We start from the raw sequence: 17,735 nt of genomic DNA on the forward strand, positions 1-17,735 counted from the left end.
CCAAAAGGAAAGGCACTTTTCGTGCGTAACACCGCAAAGTTCAGCACTGCCGTCCTCGCCGCCGGAGCCCTCACCCTGGGTCTCACCGCCTGCGGTTCGGACACGGACTCCTCCGACACCAGCGGACCGCTGGTCGTCGCCGCGAGCCCGACCCCGCACGCCGAGATCCTGAACTACGTCAAGGACAACCTGGCGAAGAAGGCGGGCCTCGACCTGGAGGTCAAGGAGTTCACCGACTACACCACGCAGAACCCCTCGACCGAAGACGGGTCGGTGGACGCCAACTACTTCCAGAACAAGCCGTACCTCGACGACTTCAACAAGAAGAACGGCACCAAGATCGTGCCCGTCGTCACGGTCCACCTGGAGCCCCTGGGCCTGTACTCCCACAAGGCCAAGAGCGCCGGCGCCCTCAAGAGCGGCGCGACCGTCGCCGTCCCGAACGACACGGTCAACGAGGCGCGGGCGCTCAAGCTGCTCGACGTCAACGGGATCATCACGCTCAAGGGCGGCGCGGGCAACGAGGCGACCCCCGCGGACATCGCCAAGAACCCGAAGAACCTCAAGTTCAAGGAGCTGGAGGCGGCCCAGACCCCGCGCTCCCTTGACGACGTGGACGCGGCCGTCGTCAACGGCAACTACGCCATCGAGGCCGACCTCAAGCCCGCCGACGACGCCCTCGTCCTGGAGTCCGCGAAGAACAACCCGTACGGCAACTTCCTCGCCGTCAAGGACGGCAACCAGGACGACCCGCGGGTCAAGAAGCTCGCCAAGCTCCTGACCTCCCCCGAGGTCAAGAAGTTCATCAACGACAAGTACGCCGGGTCCGTTCTCGCGTCCTTCTGACCCCGCCGGCTCCCGCCGACGACGCGTACACGGCGTATCACCACGCAGGGGGTCCGCCCCATGACTCGGGGTGGACCCCGTCGTGCGGTGACGTGCTCACATGCTGCATGCTGGGCAGTTCAGCAGGCTGAAGGTTTCCCGACGGTTACGGAGCGGCGCATGACGAGCACCTTCCCCAACATCTCCATCAGCACGGAGCGGTTGGTGCTGCGTCCCCTTGACGAGGACGATGTGCCCGCCCTGGCCGCGATGATGAACGACGAACAGGTCGGAGCCTGGACCGACGTCCCCCAGCCCTACACCGAGGACCAGGCCCGCACCTGGGTCACCGACCACGCGCCCACGCAACGCAGCGCCGGCCGTGGACTCGACCTCGCGGTCACCGAGTTCCTCACCCAGCGGCTGGTCGGCCTGGTCCAGCTCGCCAGGACCAACTGGCACATCCGGTCCACCGAACTGTCCTACGTCGTCGCCCCCTGGGCCCGTGGCGAGGGCTATGCCTCCGAAGCGTCCCTGGTCACCGCCCAATGGCTGTTCCGGGACCAGAAGTTCGAGCGCATCGAGCTGCGCACGGCGGCCGGCAACACCGCCTCCCAGCAGGTCGCCCAGAAGATCGGCTGCATCAGCGAAGGCGTCCTGCGTAACGCCTGCATAGCGCACGTCCGCGCCGAGGACGGTACCTGGAGCGACATCCGCACCGACTTCATCGTGTGGAGCCTGCTTCCCGAGGACCTGGACGGAGCGGGCGAACAGTTGGCCGACACCGGCGGTTTCACCTCGTTCTCCGACTGGAACTGACCCCCGGGCCCCACGCCCCGGCCGCCCGCACCAGGTACCCTCACGGAACCCGCCCGCCGGGCAGGCACCTGACACCCCGCGCACCACCTCTGGAGACTGAGAGACGATGGCCGACCGGGTCACGGTGATCGGCTGGGACGGCTCGCCACTGACCGCCGCGGCACGCTCCGCCCTGGGCGCCGCCACCCTCGTGGCCGGAGCCGCCCACCATCTGGCGCTGCCCGAGGTGCCACGCGGCGCCGAACGCATCCGCCTCGGCAGCGCCGCCCTCGCCGCCCGCCGCATCGCCGGCCACCGCGGCACCGCCGTCGTGCTGGCCGACGGCGACCCCGGCTTCTTCGGCGTCGTACGGACCCTGCGCGCACCCGAGTTCGGCCTGGAGGTCGAAGTCGTCCCCGCCGTCTCCTCGGTCGCCACGGCCTTCGCCCGGGCCGGCATGCCCTGGGACGACGCACAGGTGGTCGTCGCACACCGGCGCACCCTGCGACGCGCGGTGAACGTATGCCGCGCCCACACCAAGGTCGCCGTCCTCACCTCGCCCGGGGCCGGGCCCGCCGAACTCGGCCTGCTCCTGGACGGCGTCCACCGCACCTTCGTCATCTGCGAGGAACTCGGCACCGAACGCGAGCAGGTCACCGTCGTCACCTCAGAGAAGGCCGCCGACCACACCTGGCGCGACCCCAACGTCGTCATCGTCATCGGCGGACCGGTCGGCCCCGCCGGCACCGCCGAGGGCGGCGGTTGGATCGCCGGACGCGACCCGGGCACCGGAGCGCGCGGCTGGGCGCTGCCCGCCGAGGCGTACGGCGGCGACCTCGGTGAGGGCGAGGGGGAGCTGCTCCGCGCGGCCCAACTCGCCCGGCTGGGACCGCGCGTCGGCGATCTGGTGTGGGACATCGGCTGCGGCAGTGGCGCCTTCGCCGCGGAGGCCGCCCGGGCCGGCGCCGCCGTCATCGCCGTCGACCAGGACTTCGCCGCGTGCGCCCGCACCGAGGCCGCCGCCCGCGGCTTCGGGGTCCAGTTGCAGATCGTGCGCGGCACTGCCCCGCACGTCCTGGAGGACCTTCCCGAACCGGACGTCGTCCGGGTCGGCGGCGGGGGAGCGGCCGTTGTCTCGGCCGTGGCCGACCGGCGCCCGCAGCGCATCGTCACCCACGCGGCGACCCGCGACGCGGCCGAACGGGTCGGCCGCGACCTGACCGAGCACGGCTATCAGGTGCAGTGCGCCCTCGTTCAGTCCGTCGAACTCGACACCCGGGCCTGGACGGAGACCGAGCGGAGCGTCGCTTTCCTGCTCAGCGGCCTGCTGCCGGACCGTACGGTCTGACTCCCGTTCCGTCCCGGAACCTGTCCCCGTGATCCTGTTGTCGTACTGCGCGCGGTAGGCTGGCCGATCGTTGTACCGCATTCGGACGCCCGGCGCTTCGTAGGCCAATGTCCGGAAAACGCGCCCGATTTGGGGTGGGTGTGGTACGGCAGAACCGGAGGACGCGCAACGTGGCGCAGTCCACAGCGGCCCGTTGCGGATCAAGCTGTCGCGGCGGGGCAACGGCCGCGACAATGCCAGTTAATGGCTTTGTCGTCTTTTGGCGACGGGTCGTTCGTGCCGCTGGGCACGCACGCTCGTTCTTCACTGCGGGGCGGTCCGTGCGCCGTTCCGGGTGATCCGGCCGTAGAAGCACAAACCGATGGGCGAGGGGTACGCATGACCGACACCGGCCAGGTCCCGGCCGAGGGACTGCCGGAGAGCGCAGGCATGGTGGATCAGCCGGGCGCCTCCGCGCACGGTGCGTACACCTACCTCTCCGAGACCACCGCCGAGGACGAAGACCTGTTGCTGCTGCCGGGCGCTCAGGGCGCCTGGGGCAACGAGGTTCCGCCGCCCCCGCCGGAGCCGGTCGTCGAGACCGTCCACGAGCCGGGACCGCACGAGATGTCGGGCCGCGACAGCGGATCCGTCGACCTGAGCGCCGTCCGTGTCCCCGACACGATGCCGGTGCCGCCCGTCGTGCCCGCCCCGCCCCGCCGCCCCCTCCACCTGGGCCCGCCCATCCCCGACACCTCCGCCAGCCCGGTCCGCTCTCTCGCCGACCGCGGCGCCGTGGGCGCACGGGTACGGCAGTCCGGCCCGCCCACCGTCGGCCCCGAGTACCTCGACGTCCCACAGTCGAGTGAGGCGGCCTTGCGGGGCGCGACGCCCTGGGGTGCGCCGGCGTCCGCGCCGGCATCCGCGCAGGGCGGGGTGCAGGGTGCGGTCCAGGCGCCGGTGAGCACCGAGGCCCCGGCTGCCGAAACGGTTGTTCCGGTGGAGGAGCAACCGGCCGAGTCGGTGGCTGCCGCCGAGACCGCCGAGACCGCCGAGACCATCGAGGCCGCCGAGGCCGCGGGCGCCGCCCAGGCTGCGGTGGCCCGTCTGGCGACGCAGGCGGTCGCCGCCACCGCTCCGCAGGGGGCGGAGGCGGGGGAGCCGCCGACGTCCACGGAGAGCGGCGTCGCGTCGCCGATCGCCGAGGCGGACCTCGCGGCACCGGGCCAGGAGGCCGGGGCAGACACACAGGTTCCGCAGGGCGGCGAGGCGGCGCAGGCCGGTGACGCTTCGTACGCTGCTGGCGATCCGGCCGCCCAGGTCGGGGACGCCGGGCCGCCGGTGCATGACGTTCAGGTTCCAGGCGCCGGGCCGTGGCCGGAAGGCGCGCAGGTTCCGGAGGACGGCCAGGCTGTCGAGGGCGATCAGCCGGTGCAGGCGGCGTCCGCGACCGACGCCGAGCAGCTTCCGGAGACGACACCCGTCCCGGGCGCCGACCAGGAGCCCGCCGGGCCCGTGACGGACGCCGGCGAGGCCACGGACGTCGCCCCGGCCCCGGAGGCCGAGCAGTCGGCCGTGGCCGCGGATGACGGTCAGGCACCTGGAACAGAGGTGGGTATCGACGCCGGAGTCGCTCCGGGGACTGCCGCTGTGCCGACGGAGGCCGAGCAGGGAACGGAGGGCGCCGGTACCGGCGCGGGCGAAGAACCGGGGGAGGGCGCGGCGGAAGCCGTGCAGCCCTACGCCGGGCCGCTGCCTGACGGCGCACCCACTCCGGTCGCCTTCGAACCGGGCGTCGAGCACCCGCACGCCTCCGTCGTCGACGGCGCGCCTGTTCCCGAAGCCGATGCCTTGGACCTCGCGCCCGGTACCGACCTCACCCCGGGCGCCGAGGCAGGTGCCCTGGACCTCGGCGATGAGGAGCCGGGGGCCACCGAGCCCGTCTCCGCGGAAGCCGAAATCGTCGGTGAGGTCTCCGCAGTGGACGCGGGGCAGCTGCCCGAGACGCTCCCGGCCCCCGAGGCCGCGCAGGTGCCGCTCAGCGAGACCATCCCGGGCAGCGCGGATGTTCCGGGCGCGGCAGCATCCCCCGACGACGAGTCCGCCCCGAGCGCCGGCCCGCTCCCCGACGCGGAACCGATCCCGGTGGCGGCCCCCCTTCCGGCCGCCGCCCCCCTTCCGGCCACCGCCCCCGTGCCGGTCGCCGAACAGAGCCCCGACGCCTTCCCTCCCGGTGGCGAGTCGGCGGTCCCCGAAGCGGCGCCCTCCCCGGCCGCTCCCTCGGCGCACCCGCAGTTCGTGGCCGGCACGCCGGCACCGCTTCCGCACGCCGAAGGCGCCGCAGCCGTACCTGCCGACCCGTCGCAGCAGCAGGCGATGGCCGAACACGCCGTACCGGAGCACGGCCCGGCCCCCGCACCGGAGGTCCACCACGCGCAGGGCCCCCAGATCGCCCCGGTCGCGGAGGACGCCCCGGCCCCGCACGAGGAGTCGGCTCCCCTCCCGCAGGCCCACGCCGTGACCCTCCCCCCGCAGGACACGACGGCGCCGCGACCCGTCGCCGCCGTCCCCGCACCCCGTGACGGCGACCCCGAACTCGCCCAGCGCGCGGAGGACCTGGACACCCGGGCCGCCGACCAGGAAGACCAGCGGGACCAGGAAGACCAGCAGAACCAGCACGAACAGCAGAACCAGCAGGACCAGATGGACCAGCAGCACCAGGAAGAGAGCACGGCCGCAGTGGAAGACGTACGACAGTCCACCGGCCCGGCCGCCCCCGCCTACGACGAGGCCGAACGTGCGGCGGTGCTCAAGGTCATGCGTGAACGCCGGGACATCCGCAACGGATTCCGCAGCGACCCCATCCCGCACGAGGTGCTGCTCCGCGTCCTGGAGGCCGCGCACACCGCGCCCTCCGTCGGCCACTCGCAGCCGTGGGACTTCGTCGTCATCCGCTCCGCCGACACCCGGCGCGCGATGCACGAACTGGCCGCACGGCAGCGGGACGCGTACGCCAAGTCCCTGCCCAAGGGCCGGGCGAAGCAGTTCAAGGAACTGAAGATCGAGGCGATCCTCGACACCCCGGTGAACATCGTCGTCACCGCCGACCCGACCCGCGGTGGCCGCCACACCCTCGGCCGGCACACCCAGCCGCAGATGGCCCCGTACTCCGCCGCGCTCGCCGTGGAGAACCTGTGGCTCGCCGCCCGCGCCGAGGGCCTCGGCGTCGGCTGGGTCAGCTTCTTCGACGAGCGGGAGATGGTCCGCGCGCTCGGCCTGCCCGAGCACCTGGAGGTCATCGCCTACCTGTGCGTCGGCTACGTCGACGAGTTCCCGGACGAGCCCGAGTTGATGCAGGCGGGCTGGTCCAAGCGGCGCCCCCTGTCCTGGGTCGTGCACGAGGAGACGTACGGCCGTCGCGCGCTGCCCGGTGAGGAGCCGCACGATCTGCTCGCCGAGACCGTCGCCCAGATCCGCCCGCTGGACGCCAAGGCGCTCGGTGAGGCCTGGGAGCGGCAGAAGCGGATGACCAAGCCGGCCGGCGCGCTCGGCATGCTGGAGATCATCTCCGCCCAGCTGTCCGGTCTGTCCCGCCAGTGCCCGCCGCCGATCCCGGAGCCCGCGGCGGTCGCGATCTTCGCCGGCGACCACGGCGTGCACGCGCAGGGCGTCACTCCCTGGCCGCAGGAGGTGACGGCCCAGATGGTCGCCAACTTCCTCGGCGGGGGAGCGGTCTGCAACGCCTTCGCCGGTCAGGTGGGCGCCGAGGTCTGCGTCGTCGACGTCGGCGTCGCGAGCGACCTCCCGGCCACCCCCGGCCTGCTGCCCCGCAAGATCCGCGCGGGCACCTCCGACATGACGACCGGACCCGCGATGACCCGCGAGGAGGCCAGGCAGGCCATCGAAGTGGGCATCGAGACGGCTCGCGACCTGGTGGCGGCCGGCAACAAGGCCCTGCTCACGGGTGAGATGGGCATCGCGAACACCACCGCGTCGGCGGCTCTCATCTCGGTCTTCACGGAGGCCGACCCGGCCGAGGTGACCGGCCGTGGCACGGGCATCAACGACGAGACCCTGGCCCGCAAGACCGAGGTCGTCCGTCGCGCCCTCGACCTCCATCAGCCGGACCCGGCCGACCCCGTCGGCGTCCTCGCGGCCGTCGGCGGCTTCGAACACGCGGCGATGGTCGGCCTCCTCCTCGGCGGTGCCTCCCTGCGTACGCCGGTGATCCTGGACGGCGTCAGCGCGGGCGCCGCGGCCCTGGTCGCCCGCGCGATCGCGCCCGAGGTCCTGGCGGCCTGCATCGCGGGCCACCGCAGCGCCGAGCCCGGCCACGTGGCCGCCCTCAACAAGCTGGGCCTGCGTCCCCTGGTCGACCTGGACCTCCGTCTGGGCGAGGGCACTGGCGCGCTGCTGGCCCTGCCGCTGGTGCAGAGCACCGCGCGAGCGATGCACGAGGTGGCCACGTTCGACTCGGCGGGAGTCACCGAGAAGTAGGCGGCGACCGGGGGCGGGTGGTCCGCGCACTCGTCCCCCGGGCCCCCACCCCCGCCGTACGCTGAACCCGCAGCTTAAAATCCGCACGTCAGGGCCGCTCCAGAGCCGCAGCGCCCACCTTGCTCGTACGAGGAGCCGCACCTCATGGCCGAACACCCCGCCTATCCCGTAGGCCTTCGCCTCACCGGCCGCCGAGTGGTCGTCCTCGGCGGCGGCCAGGTCGCCCAGCGCCGCCTCCCGGCCCTCATCGCCGCGGGCGCGGACATCCTCCTCGTGTCCCCCGGGGCGACACCTTCGGTGGAGGCGATGGCGGACGCGGGCGAGATCACCTGGGAGCGGCGCCGGTACGCCGACGGCGACCTCGCGAACGCCTGGTACGCCCTCATCGCCACCAGCGACACCGAGGCGAACACCCGCGCCTCGGCCGAGGCGGAGCGCCACCGCGTCTGGTGCGTCCGCGCCGACGACGCCGACCAGGCGACGGCATGGACCCCGGCCACCGGAACCTCCGAGGGAGTGACGGTGGCCGTCCTCACCTCCCACGCCCGCGGCCGCGACCCCCGCCACACCGCCGCCATCCGCGACGCCGTGGTCGAGGGCCTGCGCGACGGCACCCTGGTCGCCCCCCACCACCGCACCCGTACGACCGGCGTCGCCCTGGTCGGCGGCGGCCCCGGCGACCCGGACCTGATCACGGTCCGCGGGCGTCGCCTGCTCGCCGAGGCCGACGTCGTCATCGCCGACCGTCTCGGCCCGCGCGACCTCCTCGCCGAACTCCCGCCCCACGTCGAGGTCATCGACGCGGCGAAGATCCCCTACGGCCGTTTCATGGCCCAGGAGGCCATCAACAACGCGCTGATCGAGCACGCCAAGCAGGGCAAGGCGGTGGTGCGGCTGAAGGGCGGCGACCCGTACGTCTTCGGCCGCGGCATGGAGGAGTTGCACGCTCTTGCCGAGGCCGGCATCCCGTGCACCGTCGTCCCCGGCATCTCCAGCTCGATCTCGGTCCCGGGCGCGGCCGGCATCCCGGTCACCCACCGCGGGGTCGCCCACGAGTTCACGGTGGTCAGCGGCCATGTCGCCCCGGACGACGAGCGCTCCCTGGTCGACTGGCCCTCGCTCGCGAAACTGACCGGAACCCTCGTGATCCTCATGGGCGTGGACAAGATCGGCCGGATCGCCGAGACGCTGGTGGCCCACGGCAAGTCCCCGGCCACCCCGGTCGCCCTCGTCCAGGAGGGCACGACAGCCGCGCAACGCCGGGTCGACGCCACGCTCGCGACGGTCGCGGAGGTCGTACGGGCCGAGGACGTGAAGCCCCCGGCCGTCATCGTCATCGGCGAGGTCGTCACCGTCGGCCCGCCCGCGACCGCATGAAACACGCCATCAAGTAACCGCGGGTAACCCAACCCGTTCCCAGCCGTTGGCACCACACCCAGGACAAGGCAGTATCACTCTGTGGCCGATCTCATCACCGTCGAGGACCCAGAAGACCCGCGCCTGCGCGACTACACGGGCCTGACCGACGTCGAACTGCGCCGCAAGCGCGAGCCGGCCGAGGGCCTGTTCATCGCCGAGGGCGAGAAGGTCATCCGACGGGCCAAGAGCGCCGGGTACGAGATGCGTTCGATGCTGCTGTCAGCCAAGTGGGTCGACGTCATGCGGGACGTCATCGACGAGCTCCCGGCCCCGGTGTACGCGGTCAGCCCGGAGCTCGCCGAACAGGTCACCGGCTATCACGTGCACCGGGGCGCGCTGGCCTCGATGCAGCGCAAGCCGCTGCCCACCGCCGCCGACCTCCTGCAGACCGCCCGCCGGGTCGTCGTCATGGAGTCGGTCAACGACCACACCAACATCGGCGCGATCTTCCGCTCGGCCGCCGCCCTCGGCATGGACGCGGTCCTGCTCTCCCCGGACTGCGCCGACCCCCTCTACCGCCGCAGCGTGAAGGTCTCGATGGGCGCCGTCTTCTCCGTGCCGTACGCCCGTCTCGACACCTGGCCCAAGGGGCTGGAGTCGGTTCGCGAGGCGGGCTTCACGCTGCTCGCCCTCACCCCGGACGCCAAGGCCAGGAGCCTCGACGAGGCCGCCCCGCACAAGATGGACCGGGTGGCCCTGATGCTCGGCGCGGAAGGGGACGGCCTCTCCACCCAGGCGCTGGTGGCCGCCGACGAATGGGTCCGCATTCCGATGGCCCACGGCGTGGACTCCCTCAACGTGGGCGCCGCCGCTGCGGTCGCCTTCTATGCGGTGGCCACCGGTCGGCCCGAGCTCTGAGGAGCCTCAGCCGGTCCTGACGGTGGCCCCGTCTGTGGGCCCGTCTGTGGCGCCGTCGTGCTGTTGTGAGAGCCCCGGCTCCGGTGCCCCGTGGTCCGACGGTGCCCGCAGCTGTTCCTGTACGACTTCCTGGTCGCTGCCGAGTCCGCGCGACGGTCCCTGGCAGCCCTGCGCCGCGGCGATACCGAGCGCCACGAGCAGCGTGACCACGACGAACACGAACAGCCGCTGCCGCAACAGCCGCGGATTCGCGGGCCGCCGTCCGGTCCCGGTGTTCCTGGAGGCCGGACGTCCGGTGCCGCCGCGAGAGCCCGGGCGGCTTCCGCTGCCCGACCGGCTCGCATTACGGGAGGACGGCGTGGGGCGGGACCCGGGCCTGGGTGCGGAGGCGCCGCTGCCGCGCGTGCCACCGCCGCCGCCTCGCGAGGGTGACGGTGTGCCGCCGCGTGCGGGGTTCGGCCCCCGTGAGCCGGTACCTCCGCGCGGCGGGGGAGTGTGCTGCCTGCCCTGAGTGTCCTGCGGGCCCGCCGGTCCCTGCGGACGCCGTTGAGCCGCCCGCTCCGGGTAGGCGTCGGCGATCCGTCCGGTGGGCCGGTCCGCCTCGGCGGCGCGCGGCGCGGGCGGACGCAGGTCCGCGAGTCCCTGCGCCTCACGGGCCGCGATCTCCTTCAGCCGCAGCGACAGCTGAAGCGTGCTGGGCCGCTCCTCGGGGTCCTTCGCCAGGCATGCCCGCACCAGCGGGGCCAACGCGTCGGGTACCCCGTGCAGTTGCGCCTCCTCGTGCACCACGCGGTACAGCATCACCTCCGAACTGCCGTGCCCGAAGGGGGAGTCGCCCATCGACGCGTACGCCAAAGTCGCCCCGAGGGAGAACACGTCCGTGGCCGGGGTGACGGCGGCGCCGCGTACCTGCTCCGGGGCGAGGAAGCCGGGAGAGCCGACCGCGGTGCCGACGTGGGTGAGCGTGGAGGCGCCGGTCGCCCAGGCGATACCGAAGTCGATGATGCGCGGGCCCTTGGGCGACAGCAGGATGTTGGACGGTTTGAGATCCCGGTGCACCACCCCGGCCTCGTGCACCGCCACCAGCCCCTCCGACAGGGCGGCCCCGACGGCGGCCACGTCGGCCGCGCCCAGGGAGCCCTCGTCGGCGATCTTGTCGTGCAGGGAGGGGCCGGGCACGTACTGGGTGGCGAACCACGGGCGATCGGCGTCGAGGTCGGCTGCGACGAGCCGGGCGGTGCACCCGCCGCGGATCCGCCGGGCCGCCGAGACCTCGCGCGCGAAGCGCGAGCGGAACTCCTGGTCCTCCGCCAGATCGGGCCGGATCACCTTGAGCGCGACCCGCTGGCCCTTGCGGTCCGAGCCGAGATAGACGACGCCCATCCCGCCCGCGCCCAGCCGTCTGTGAAGCCTGAACGAGCCGACGACGCGCGGGTCCTCGCGCCTCAGGCGCATCATCGCCATGTTCATCCCCGCTGCCCGGTCCGTGTGACGTGCCACAGCTTACGTTTCCACGGGCCGCTGCGCGCAGAGGCCGCGCCCTCTCGGGCCGATGGATTGTCGGTGCCGGGTGGGAGACTTGAGGGTTGGTCGGGGAATGTGGGGGTGGGTCGGACTCTGTGGGCGCGGTGCGCCAACCGCCTGTCACGGGAGGGGGATTGGGGCCGTGCAGGGTGATCGCGTGGGAATGGCCGTGGACGCCGGGGACACGACGTGTACGTACGGGGTGGTGGCGAGCGGGGCGGGCCGGTGAGTGGGGGCAGTGGTACGCCGAGGCGTGGTGGAAGTGAGCGAAGTCACCCTTGGCGGATCGGGCTGTCGGCGCTGGTCGAGCAACCGGTGCCGCGCTAGGGCAGCTCGGAAACATGGGGGCACATCGGGCACCCCCTCCGGGAAGACCCCGAGACCTAGGGCTTCGTCTCCACCCAGGGGAGTACTTCGCAGGTCATGGCTCATCCTCCGGGAGGCCCGGCAATCGGTACGAGGGCATGACGCCCGATGGGCGCCGGACGCCTAGATTTGAGGTCAAGCGGCGGGTGCAGCACTCGTCCCCCGAGGTCAGACACCCGCCGCTGCCAACGACAACTGAGACGGTCAGGAGAGGGACCATGGCCTTGACGGCACCGCGGACACTGGTTCGCACCCAGGAGCGCATCGCGCTACGCCCCCGCCGCACAGGTCGTCGCCACCCCTTGGTGGCGACACTCATGGCCCTTCCTCTGGCGGCACTGCTCCTCCTCGTCTTCGACGGTTGGGAGACAGTGGCCACACAGGCGTCGTCCGTGGGCGTGATGCTGGGGCGCTGAGAGGCGACCCCAGGCCCGGAAGAGCGGTCCGGGTGGGGACATCCACCCATGAAACCCCGTGGGGACGGGGGTGCGGCGGACGGCAATAAATGCCGGCGCAGCTGGGGAGCTGCGCCGGCATTGCCGTGTCCGGAGATGCCTGCGGCGGCCTGTGCGGGTTCGGTGGGGGTGGCTGTAGCGCCATGCGGTTCGGTGGGGGTCGGGGCCGGGACGGGGGTGTCCGTCCTCGGTCTGGCGCGGAATCGGTCGGTTGTGTGGTGAGCGGTGTTGACGCGCCAGCCGCTGCGGGCGGACACCCCCGTCCCGTCCCCTTCCCGCCGCGGGCGAGCGCGGCGTCACCACCGCGCACCGGACCAGCCTGTATCTGCCGGACCAGTCTGCATCTGCCGGGGCATCCGTCAGGCGTCGTTCATCGGGTGTCGTCGGTCGGGTGTCGTCCGTCGGGTGTCGTCGGTCGGGCGTCGTCCGAGGCCCGTCGTCTGTCGTCCGACACACGACCTCGTCGCCCGATGCCGGACGCCCGGCCCTCGTCGCCCGGCAGCCGCCGCCCGACCCTCGCCGCCTGTCGCATGCCATCCGCCGCCCGCCGCCCGCCGCCCGCCGCCCGCCGCCCGCCGCCCGCCGCCCGACGCCCGTCGGGCGAGGGCCCGTCCGTCCGCTGTCTGCACCCGCCTGCGGCGGTGCTCGATGGCGGGGTCTGGGGCGGAGCCCCAGGGCGAGGTCCGCTTCTTGTTCTGCCGAGTCGGGTGGGTGTGGTGGGCGAAGAACGGGGGTCTGGGGGCGGAGCCCCCAGGGGCGCTCGCGTCGGCGGGGGCCGTCTGAGGACCGGACGTCGCCCTGTCCACCCCGGCAAAAGACTTGCGTACGCTCGGCCGAGCGAACCGCACCCCGCCGCTCCAGGAGCACCGTGACCACAAGCCGCTTCCTCACCGAGCTCACGATCCGAGCCAAAGCCAAGGCACACGCGGCGACTTCGGCCTGCCCCTGCGGAGCAACCCGCACGCTCGCCGACCGCCCCGACGCCACCGTCGTCCGCCACGACCACACCGTCGCCAAGGCTCACGCCCCGGACACGGCCGCACCGGACCTGGCCTCCCGTCTCACCACAGCCGCCCACCTGCCCGGCATCCTCCTTCCCCCGCTCAGCCCGACGCCCGTCGCCCTGCACGGCAGACTTGTCACGTTCTGGCCGTACGGCACCCCCGTGGACCCGGAGAACCCGAACTCCGCCCCCTGGGAGGACGCAGCCGCTCTCCTCGCCCGGCTCCACCGCACCCCTCCACCGACCCCGCTGCCTCCCATGCGCGGTCCCGCGAAGGCCGCCCTCGCCGTCGCCCGCCTCCGCGTCGCCGGCCCGCACTCCGCGACGTCCCCGGTGCTGCGGGCCTGGTCCACGCTCCCGGCCTGGGCCCGCGCCGAGAGCCCGATGACGGGCACCGCCACCCTCTGCCACGGCGACCTCCACCTCGGTCAACTCGTCCGCCACCCGGTTCCCGACGGACCGTGGCTGCTGATCGACGTCGACGACCTCGGCCTCGGCGTCCCTGCCTGGGATCTCGCCCGCCCGGCCGCCTGGTTCGCCTGCGGACTGCTCGCGCCTGACGACTGGACCCGCTTCTTCACGGCGTACCGAGCGGCGGGCGGCCCGGCCGTTCCGGCGGACGGTGACCCGTGGCCCGTACTGGACGTCCCGGCCCGCGCCCTCACCGTGCAGACCGCCGCCCGTTCGATAACCAAGGCGATCGCGGCGGACCGCGCCCTGGACGACGTCGAGCAGGCCTTGGTCGACGCCTGCGCCCGCATGGGTTCCGCCCCACGCGACCTGGTGTGAGGTTTCCCGACGTAGGGTGCAACCGACGGGCCGCCGGACGGAGTCTGTCCTGGCGAAACACTAAGCAGGACCAACGGGCGAGGAGTTGAGCCGACCATGCAGTGTCCGAAGTGCCATGCGCCGATGCACACGTACAACCGCAACGGCGTTCAGATCGAGCAGTGCAGCGGCTGCCGCGGCATTTTCCTCGACTACGGCGAGCTGGAGGCGCTGACTCGCCTGGAGTCCCAGTGGGGCGGCGGCCCCGCCGTCCCGCCGCCTCCGGCCGCACCGCAGTACCCGGCCGCACCCACCGCTCCCGCCTGGGGCGCCCCGCACGGCGGTCATCACGGAGGCCATCACAGCGGTCACCACGGTGGCCACCACAACCGGGGCTTCGGTCACATGCTGTTCTCCAGCTGACAGCGGCCGCACAGCAAGAAGCCCCCGGCGGTGAGGCCGGGGGCTTCTTCGTGTGTGGACGATACTGGGATTGAACCAGTGACCTCTTCCGTGTCAGGGAAGCGCTCTCCCGCTGAGCTAATCGTCCTCGGGACCATGATCGCGTTCCGTGCGAAGAGGAGCGTGGATCATGGGCGTTGCGTGCGCGATACTGGGATTGAACCAGTGACCTCTTCCGTGTCAGGGAAGCGCTCTCCCGCTGAGCTAATCGCGCGGGGATCCGGGGATCCAGTGGACGATACTGGGATTGAACCAGTGACCTCTTCCGTGTCAGGGAAGCGCTCTCCCGCTGAGCTAATCGTCCTTGGAGGTGGAGACGGGATTTGAACCCGTGTAGACGGCTTTGCAGGCCGTTGCCTCGCCTCTCGGCCACTCCACCAGGAGTGTGGGGGTTCGGGAAGATCCCTCACTTCCTGCGAGCGGACGACCAGGTTCGAACTGGCGACCTCAACCTTGGCAAGGTTGCGCTCTACCAACTGAGCTACGTCCGCTTGTCGTTTCCGTTCGGCTTGCGCGTCGCGGTGACGAGTTGAACTCTAGCGGATTCCGGGGCCAGCACAAAAACGCGTTTGTGCAGCGTGCTGGCCTGCGCCTACGGGAACCCGTGGTCAGGGCACCCGCGGGGACATGGCCGGGCAACCTGTGAGACACCCGCCATAGACTCGACGGCGTGCCCGACCTCGCTCCTCTCGCCCGTTTCGGCGTCCGTGTCGCCACCGGGCTCGTCGATGTCACCAGCGATCCCGCGGCCCTGGACTCCACTGGATTCTGGGCGGTGGCGGCCGACTTCGAAGGCCGTCTGACCTGCGCGCGCTTCCGCGACGTACGACGCGAACCGGTCCCGGCACCCACGCCCGGCGCCTGGCACGGTCCCGCGACCGACGCCTGGACCTCCTCCCTCGACCGCGCCGCCTACACCGCCGGCGTCCGCCGTATCCGGGAGCACATCGCGGCCGGCGAGGTCTACCAGGCCAACCTCTGCCGCGTCCTGTCCGCACCCGTCGCCCCGGCCGCCGACGTGGACGCCCTCACCGCACTGCTGGCGCGCGACAACCCGGCACCGTACGCAGGAACGATTCGTCTGCCCGGTCACGGGGTGGAGATCGCCACCGCTTCCCCGGAGCTCTTCCTGCGCCGCGACGGCCGCAGGGTGCTCTCCGGGCCGATCAAGGGCACCGGGCGCACCGAGGCGGACCTGCTGGACAAGGACTACGCCGAGAACGTGATGATCGTGGACCTGGTCCGCAACGACCTGGGCCGGGTCTGCGCCACCGGCAGTGTGAGCGTGCCCGGGCTGTGTGAGGTGGAGAAGCATCCCGGGCTGGTCCACCTGGTGTCGACGGTGCGCGGCGAGCTGAGCGCCGGCGTCGGCTGGCCCGAACTGCTGGCGGCGTCCTTCCCGCCCGGCTCGGTCACCGGGGCGCCCAAGTCGAGCGCGTTGCGGATCATTGAGACACTGGAGACCACGACGCGCGGCCCCTACTGCGGTGGGATCGGCTGGGTGGACGCCGATCGGGGCACCGGTGAGCTGGCCGTCGGCATCCGTACCTTCTGGATCGACCGCGCGGACGGCGTACTGCGCTTCGGTACCGGCGCCGGAATCACCTGGGGTTCCGACCCCGGCACCGAATGGCAGGAGACCGAACTCAAGGCCTCCCGGCTCCTCGCGGTAGCGTCGGGAGAGTACGAGGCAAGTGGAGAGGGGCCGACGACGTGAAGATCTGGCTCGACGGCGGGCTGCAGGACATCGAGTCCGCCCGTGTCTCCGCCCTCGACCACGGACTGACCGTGGGGGACGGCATCTTCGAGACCGTGAAGGCGCTCGACGGGAAGCCGTTCGCGCTCACCCGCCATCTCGACCGGCTGACCCGTTCCGCACGTGGCCTCGGCCTGCCCGATCCCGACCTCGACGAGGTCCGCCGCGCCTGTGCCGCCGTCCTGGACGCCCATCCGGTACCGCTCGGTCGGCTGCGCATCACCTACACCGGCGGCCGCGGCCCTCTCGGCTCCGATCGCGGCGAGCACGGCCCGACCCTCCTGGTCGCGCTCGGGGAGTCCACCCGGCGCCCCGACTCGACGGCCGTGATCACCGTCCCCTGGACCCGCAACGAACGCGGCGCGCTCGCCGGACTCAAGACGACCTCGTACGCGGAGAACGTCGTCGCCCTGGCCAGGGCCCGCGAGGACGGTGCCTCCGAGGCGCTCTTCGGCAACACCGTCGGACAGCTCTGCGAGGGCACCGGGTCGAACGTCTTCGTCGTCCTCGACGGTGAGATCCACACCCCGCCGCTCTCCTCCGGCTGCCTCGCGGGCATCACCCGGGCTCTGACGGTCGACTGGACCGGTGCCAAGGAGACGGTCCTGCCGCTGGACGTTCTGGACCGGGCGGACGAGATCTTTGTGACCTCCACCCTGCGGGACGTCCAGGCCGTGCACCGTGTGGACCGGCGCGAACTGCCGGGCGCGCCGGGCCCGGTGACCGCCAAGGCCATGCGGATCTTCGACGAGCGGTCGGGGCACGACCAGGATCCGTAGAGGCCCGGGCGCGGGCAAGAGCCCGGGAAAATAAGCTGACTCGGGTGTTCGTGGCGGGTAGAACTCCCCTGATGACCACGACTCTGCGGCCGATCGAGCCGCTTCAGCACGCGGCCGACGGGACGCGTTCACGCCGCTTCCAGGTGTGCGTGAACAGCCGTCCTGTCGGACTGATACACCTCGAAACCACCTCTTCCTACGGCAACGAGGTGGCCCGGATCCGGAAACTGCAGATCGAGGAGCCGGACCGACGGCGTGGCCGGGGCACGGTGGCCGCGCTCGCGGCCGAGGAGGTCGCGCGCGGCTGGGGCTGCGGACGCATGGAGGTGGCGGTGCCCGCCGAGGCCGAGGCGGCGCTGCGGGCCGCGACCGCGCTCGGGTATCTGCCGCGAGCCCGCGCGATGGGGAAGGCGCTCGGCGCCACCCCGCCGCAGCTGCCCGCCGGGAGCCGCAGCCGCGCCATGACGCCGGCGGAGTTCGACGTGTGGCAGGAGCACGAGAAGGAGGCCTACGCGCAGAGCTGGATCTCGCGCGGAGTGCCCGAGGCCGAAGCACGGGCCAAGGCACAGAAGGACCACGAGATCTTCCTGCCCGACGGCGCGGCCACCGAGGGCATGACCCTGAGCGTCCTGGAACACGAGGGGACCCGGGTCGGCACGCTGTGGGTGGGCGCGCGCGAAGGCCATGCCTTCGTCTACGACGTCGAGACCGACGAGGCGCACCGGGGCCATGGCCACGGCCGGTCGCTGATGCTCCTCGCGGAGGCGCAGGCCGTCGCGGGCGGCTGGACCGGTATCCGCCTGAACGTCTTCGCGGGCAACACCCCGGCCGAGAGGCTCTACGAGTCGCTCGGTTACGAGACGATCACCCATCACCTGTACAAAGATCTGCAGTGATC

General features: G+C 72.3%; 13 protein-coding genes and 5 tRNA genes. 12 read left to right on the plus strand and 6 right to left on the minus strand.

From position 1 onward, the window contains the following. Positions 1–21: 21 nt before the first annotated feature. From ACFYRY_RS35395 to ACFYRY_RS35420, 6 genes are all read left to right on the plus strand, one after another. The gene (locus ACFYRY_RS35395) at positions 22–846 is read left to right on the plus strand and encodes a MetQ/NlpA family ABC transporter substrate-binding protein (protein WP_389155229.1); all 825 of its coding nucleotides are present in this window, start codon (positions 22–24) and stop codon (positions 844–846) included. Between the two features lie 159 nt (positions 847–1,005). Further along, positions 1,006–1,644 carry a GNAT family N-acetyltransferase gene (locus tag ACFYRY_RS35400; RefSeq protein WP_389155232.1) on the plus strand — a complete coding sequence of 213 codons (639 nt, stop codon included), beginning with the start codon at positions 1,006–1,008 and terminating at the stop codon, positions 1,642–1,644. 106 nt (positions 1,645–1,750) lie between these two features. Then, entirely contained in the window at positions 1,751–2,971 is a 1,221-nt protein-coding gene (cbiE, locus tag ACFYRY_RS35405; RefSeq protein WP_389155235.1) for a precorrin-6y C5,15-methyltransferase (decarboxylating) subunit CbiE, read from the plus strand. Between the two features lie 378 nt (positions 2,972–3,349). Beyond that, positions 3,350–7,447 carry a nicotinate-nucleotide--dimethylbenzimidazole phosphoribosyltransferase gene (gene cobT, locus ACFYRY_RS35410; protein ID WP_389155238.1) on the plus strand — a complete coding sequence of 1,366 codons (4,098 nt, stop codon included), beginning with the start codon at positions 3,350–3,352 and terminating at the stop codon, positions 7,445–7,447. Positions 7,448–7,591: 144 nt separating this feature from the next. Further along, on the plus strand, positions 7,592–8,824 hold the full coding sequence (gene cobA, locus ACFYRY_RS35415) for a uroporphyrinogen-III C-methyltransferase (RefSeq protein ID WP_389155240.1): 1,233 nt from the start codon (positions 7,592–7,594) through the stop codon (positions 8,822–8,824). A gap of 81 nt (positions 8,825–8,905) precedes the next feature. Next, positions 8,906–9,724, plus strand: coding sequence for a TrmH family RNA methyltransferase (locus ACFYRY_RS35420; protein WP_389155243.1), 819 nt, complete (start codon positions 8,906–8,908; stop codon positions 9,722–9,724). Between the two features lie 6 nt (positions 9,725–9,730). Here the strand turns inward: ACFYRY_RS35420 and ACFYRY_RS35425 are convergent, their stop codons facing one another. Then, on the minus strand, positions 9,731–11,194 hold the full coding sequence (locus ACFYRY_RS35425) for a protein kinase (protein WP_389155608.1): 1,464 nt from the start codon (positions 11,192–11,194) through the stop codon (positions 9,731–9,733). A 638-nt stretch (positions 11,195–11,832) separates the two neighbouring features. On the opposite strand from ACFYRY_RS35425, the gene ACFYRY_RS35430 reads away from it, so the two are divergent. The 3 genes from ACFYRY_RS35430 to ACFYRY_RS35440 all read left to right on the plus strand — a co-directional run bounded on the left by ACFYRY_RS35430 (position 11,833) and on the right by ACFYRY_RS35440 (position 14,263). Then, complete coding sequence (locus tag ACFYRY_RS35430) at positions 11,833–12,030, plus strand: hypothetical protein (protein WP_030670594.1); 198 nt, start codon at positions 11,833–11,835, stop codon at positions 12,028–12,030. Between the two features lie 907 nt (positions 12,031–12,937). Next, positions 12,938–13,861: a phosphotransferase family protein gene (locus ACFYRY_RS35435; protein ID WP_389155246.1), complete on the plus strand. Its 924-nt coding sequence runs from the start codon at positions 12,938–12,940 to the stop codon at positions 13,859–13,861. 96 nt (positions 13,862–13,957) lie between these two features. Beyond that, complete coding sequence (locus tag ACFYRY_RS35440) at positions 13,958–14,263, plus strand: zf-TFIIB domain-containing protein (protein ID WP_389155249.1); 306 nt, start codon at positions 13,958–13,960, stop codon at positions 14,261–14,263. A gap of 55 nt (positions 14,264–14,318) precedes the next feature. Here ACFYRY_RS35440 and ACFYRY_RS35445 read toward each other — a convergent pair. The 5 genes from ACFYRY_RS35445 to ACFYRY_RS35465 all read right to left on the minus strand — a co-directional run bounded on the left by ACFYRY_RS35445 (position 14,319) and on the right by ACFYRY_RS35465 (position 14,793). After that, a tRNA-Val gene (locus ACFYRY_RS35445) sits at positions 14,319–14,390 on the minus strand. Between the two features lie 54 nt (positions 14,391–14,444). Further along, positions 14,445–14,516 (minus strand) — tRNA-Val (locus ACFYRY_RS35450). An 18-nt stretch (positions 14,517–14,534) separates the two neighbouring features. Further along, positions 14,535–14,606: transfer RNA gene (locus ACFYRY_RS35455), tRNA-Val, on the minus strand. 1 nt (position 14,607) lies between these two features. Continuing rightward, a tRNA-Cys gene (locus tag ACFYRY_RS35460) sits at positions 14,608–14,681 on the minus strand. Between the two features lie 39 nt (positions 14,682–14,720). Then, positions 14,721–14,793, minus strand: a tRNA-Gly gene (locus ACFYRY_RS35465). A 179-nt stretch (positions 14,794–14,972) separates the two neighbouring features. Between ACFYRY_RS35465 and ACFYRY_RS35470 the strand changes: the two genes are divergently transcribed. From ACFYRY_RS35470 to ACFYRY_RS35480, 3 genes are all read left to right on the plus strand, one after another. Next, positions 14,973–16,019 (plus strand): chorismate-binding protein, encoded by a 1,047-nt coding sequence (locus ACFYRY_RS35470; protein WP_389155252.1) that lies wholly within the window; start codon positions 14,973–14,975, stop codon positions 16,017–16,019. Further along, a complete protein-coding gene (locus tag ACFYRY_RS35475; protein ID WP_389155255.1) occupies positions 16,016–16,837 on the plus strand; it encodes an aminotransferase class IV in 822 nt (273 codons plus the stop codon). Before ACFYRY_RS35470 ends, ACFYRY_RS35475 begins: the two co-directional genes overlap by 4 nt. Before the next feature lie 71 nt (positions 16,838–16,908). Continuing rightward, a complete protein-coding gene (locus ACFYRY_RS35480) occupies positions 16,909–17,733 on the plus strand; it encodes a GNAT family N-acetyltransferase (RefSeq protein WP_389155257.1) in 825 nt (274 codons plus the stop codon). Positions 17,734–17,735 lie beyond the last annotated feature (2 nt).

The organism is Streptomyces sp. NPDC005263, assembly GCF_042872365.1.
In the GTDB taxonomy this organism is placed as follows: domain Bacteria; phylum Actinomycetota; class Actinomycetes; order Streptomycetales; family Streptomycetaceae; genus Streptomyces.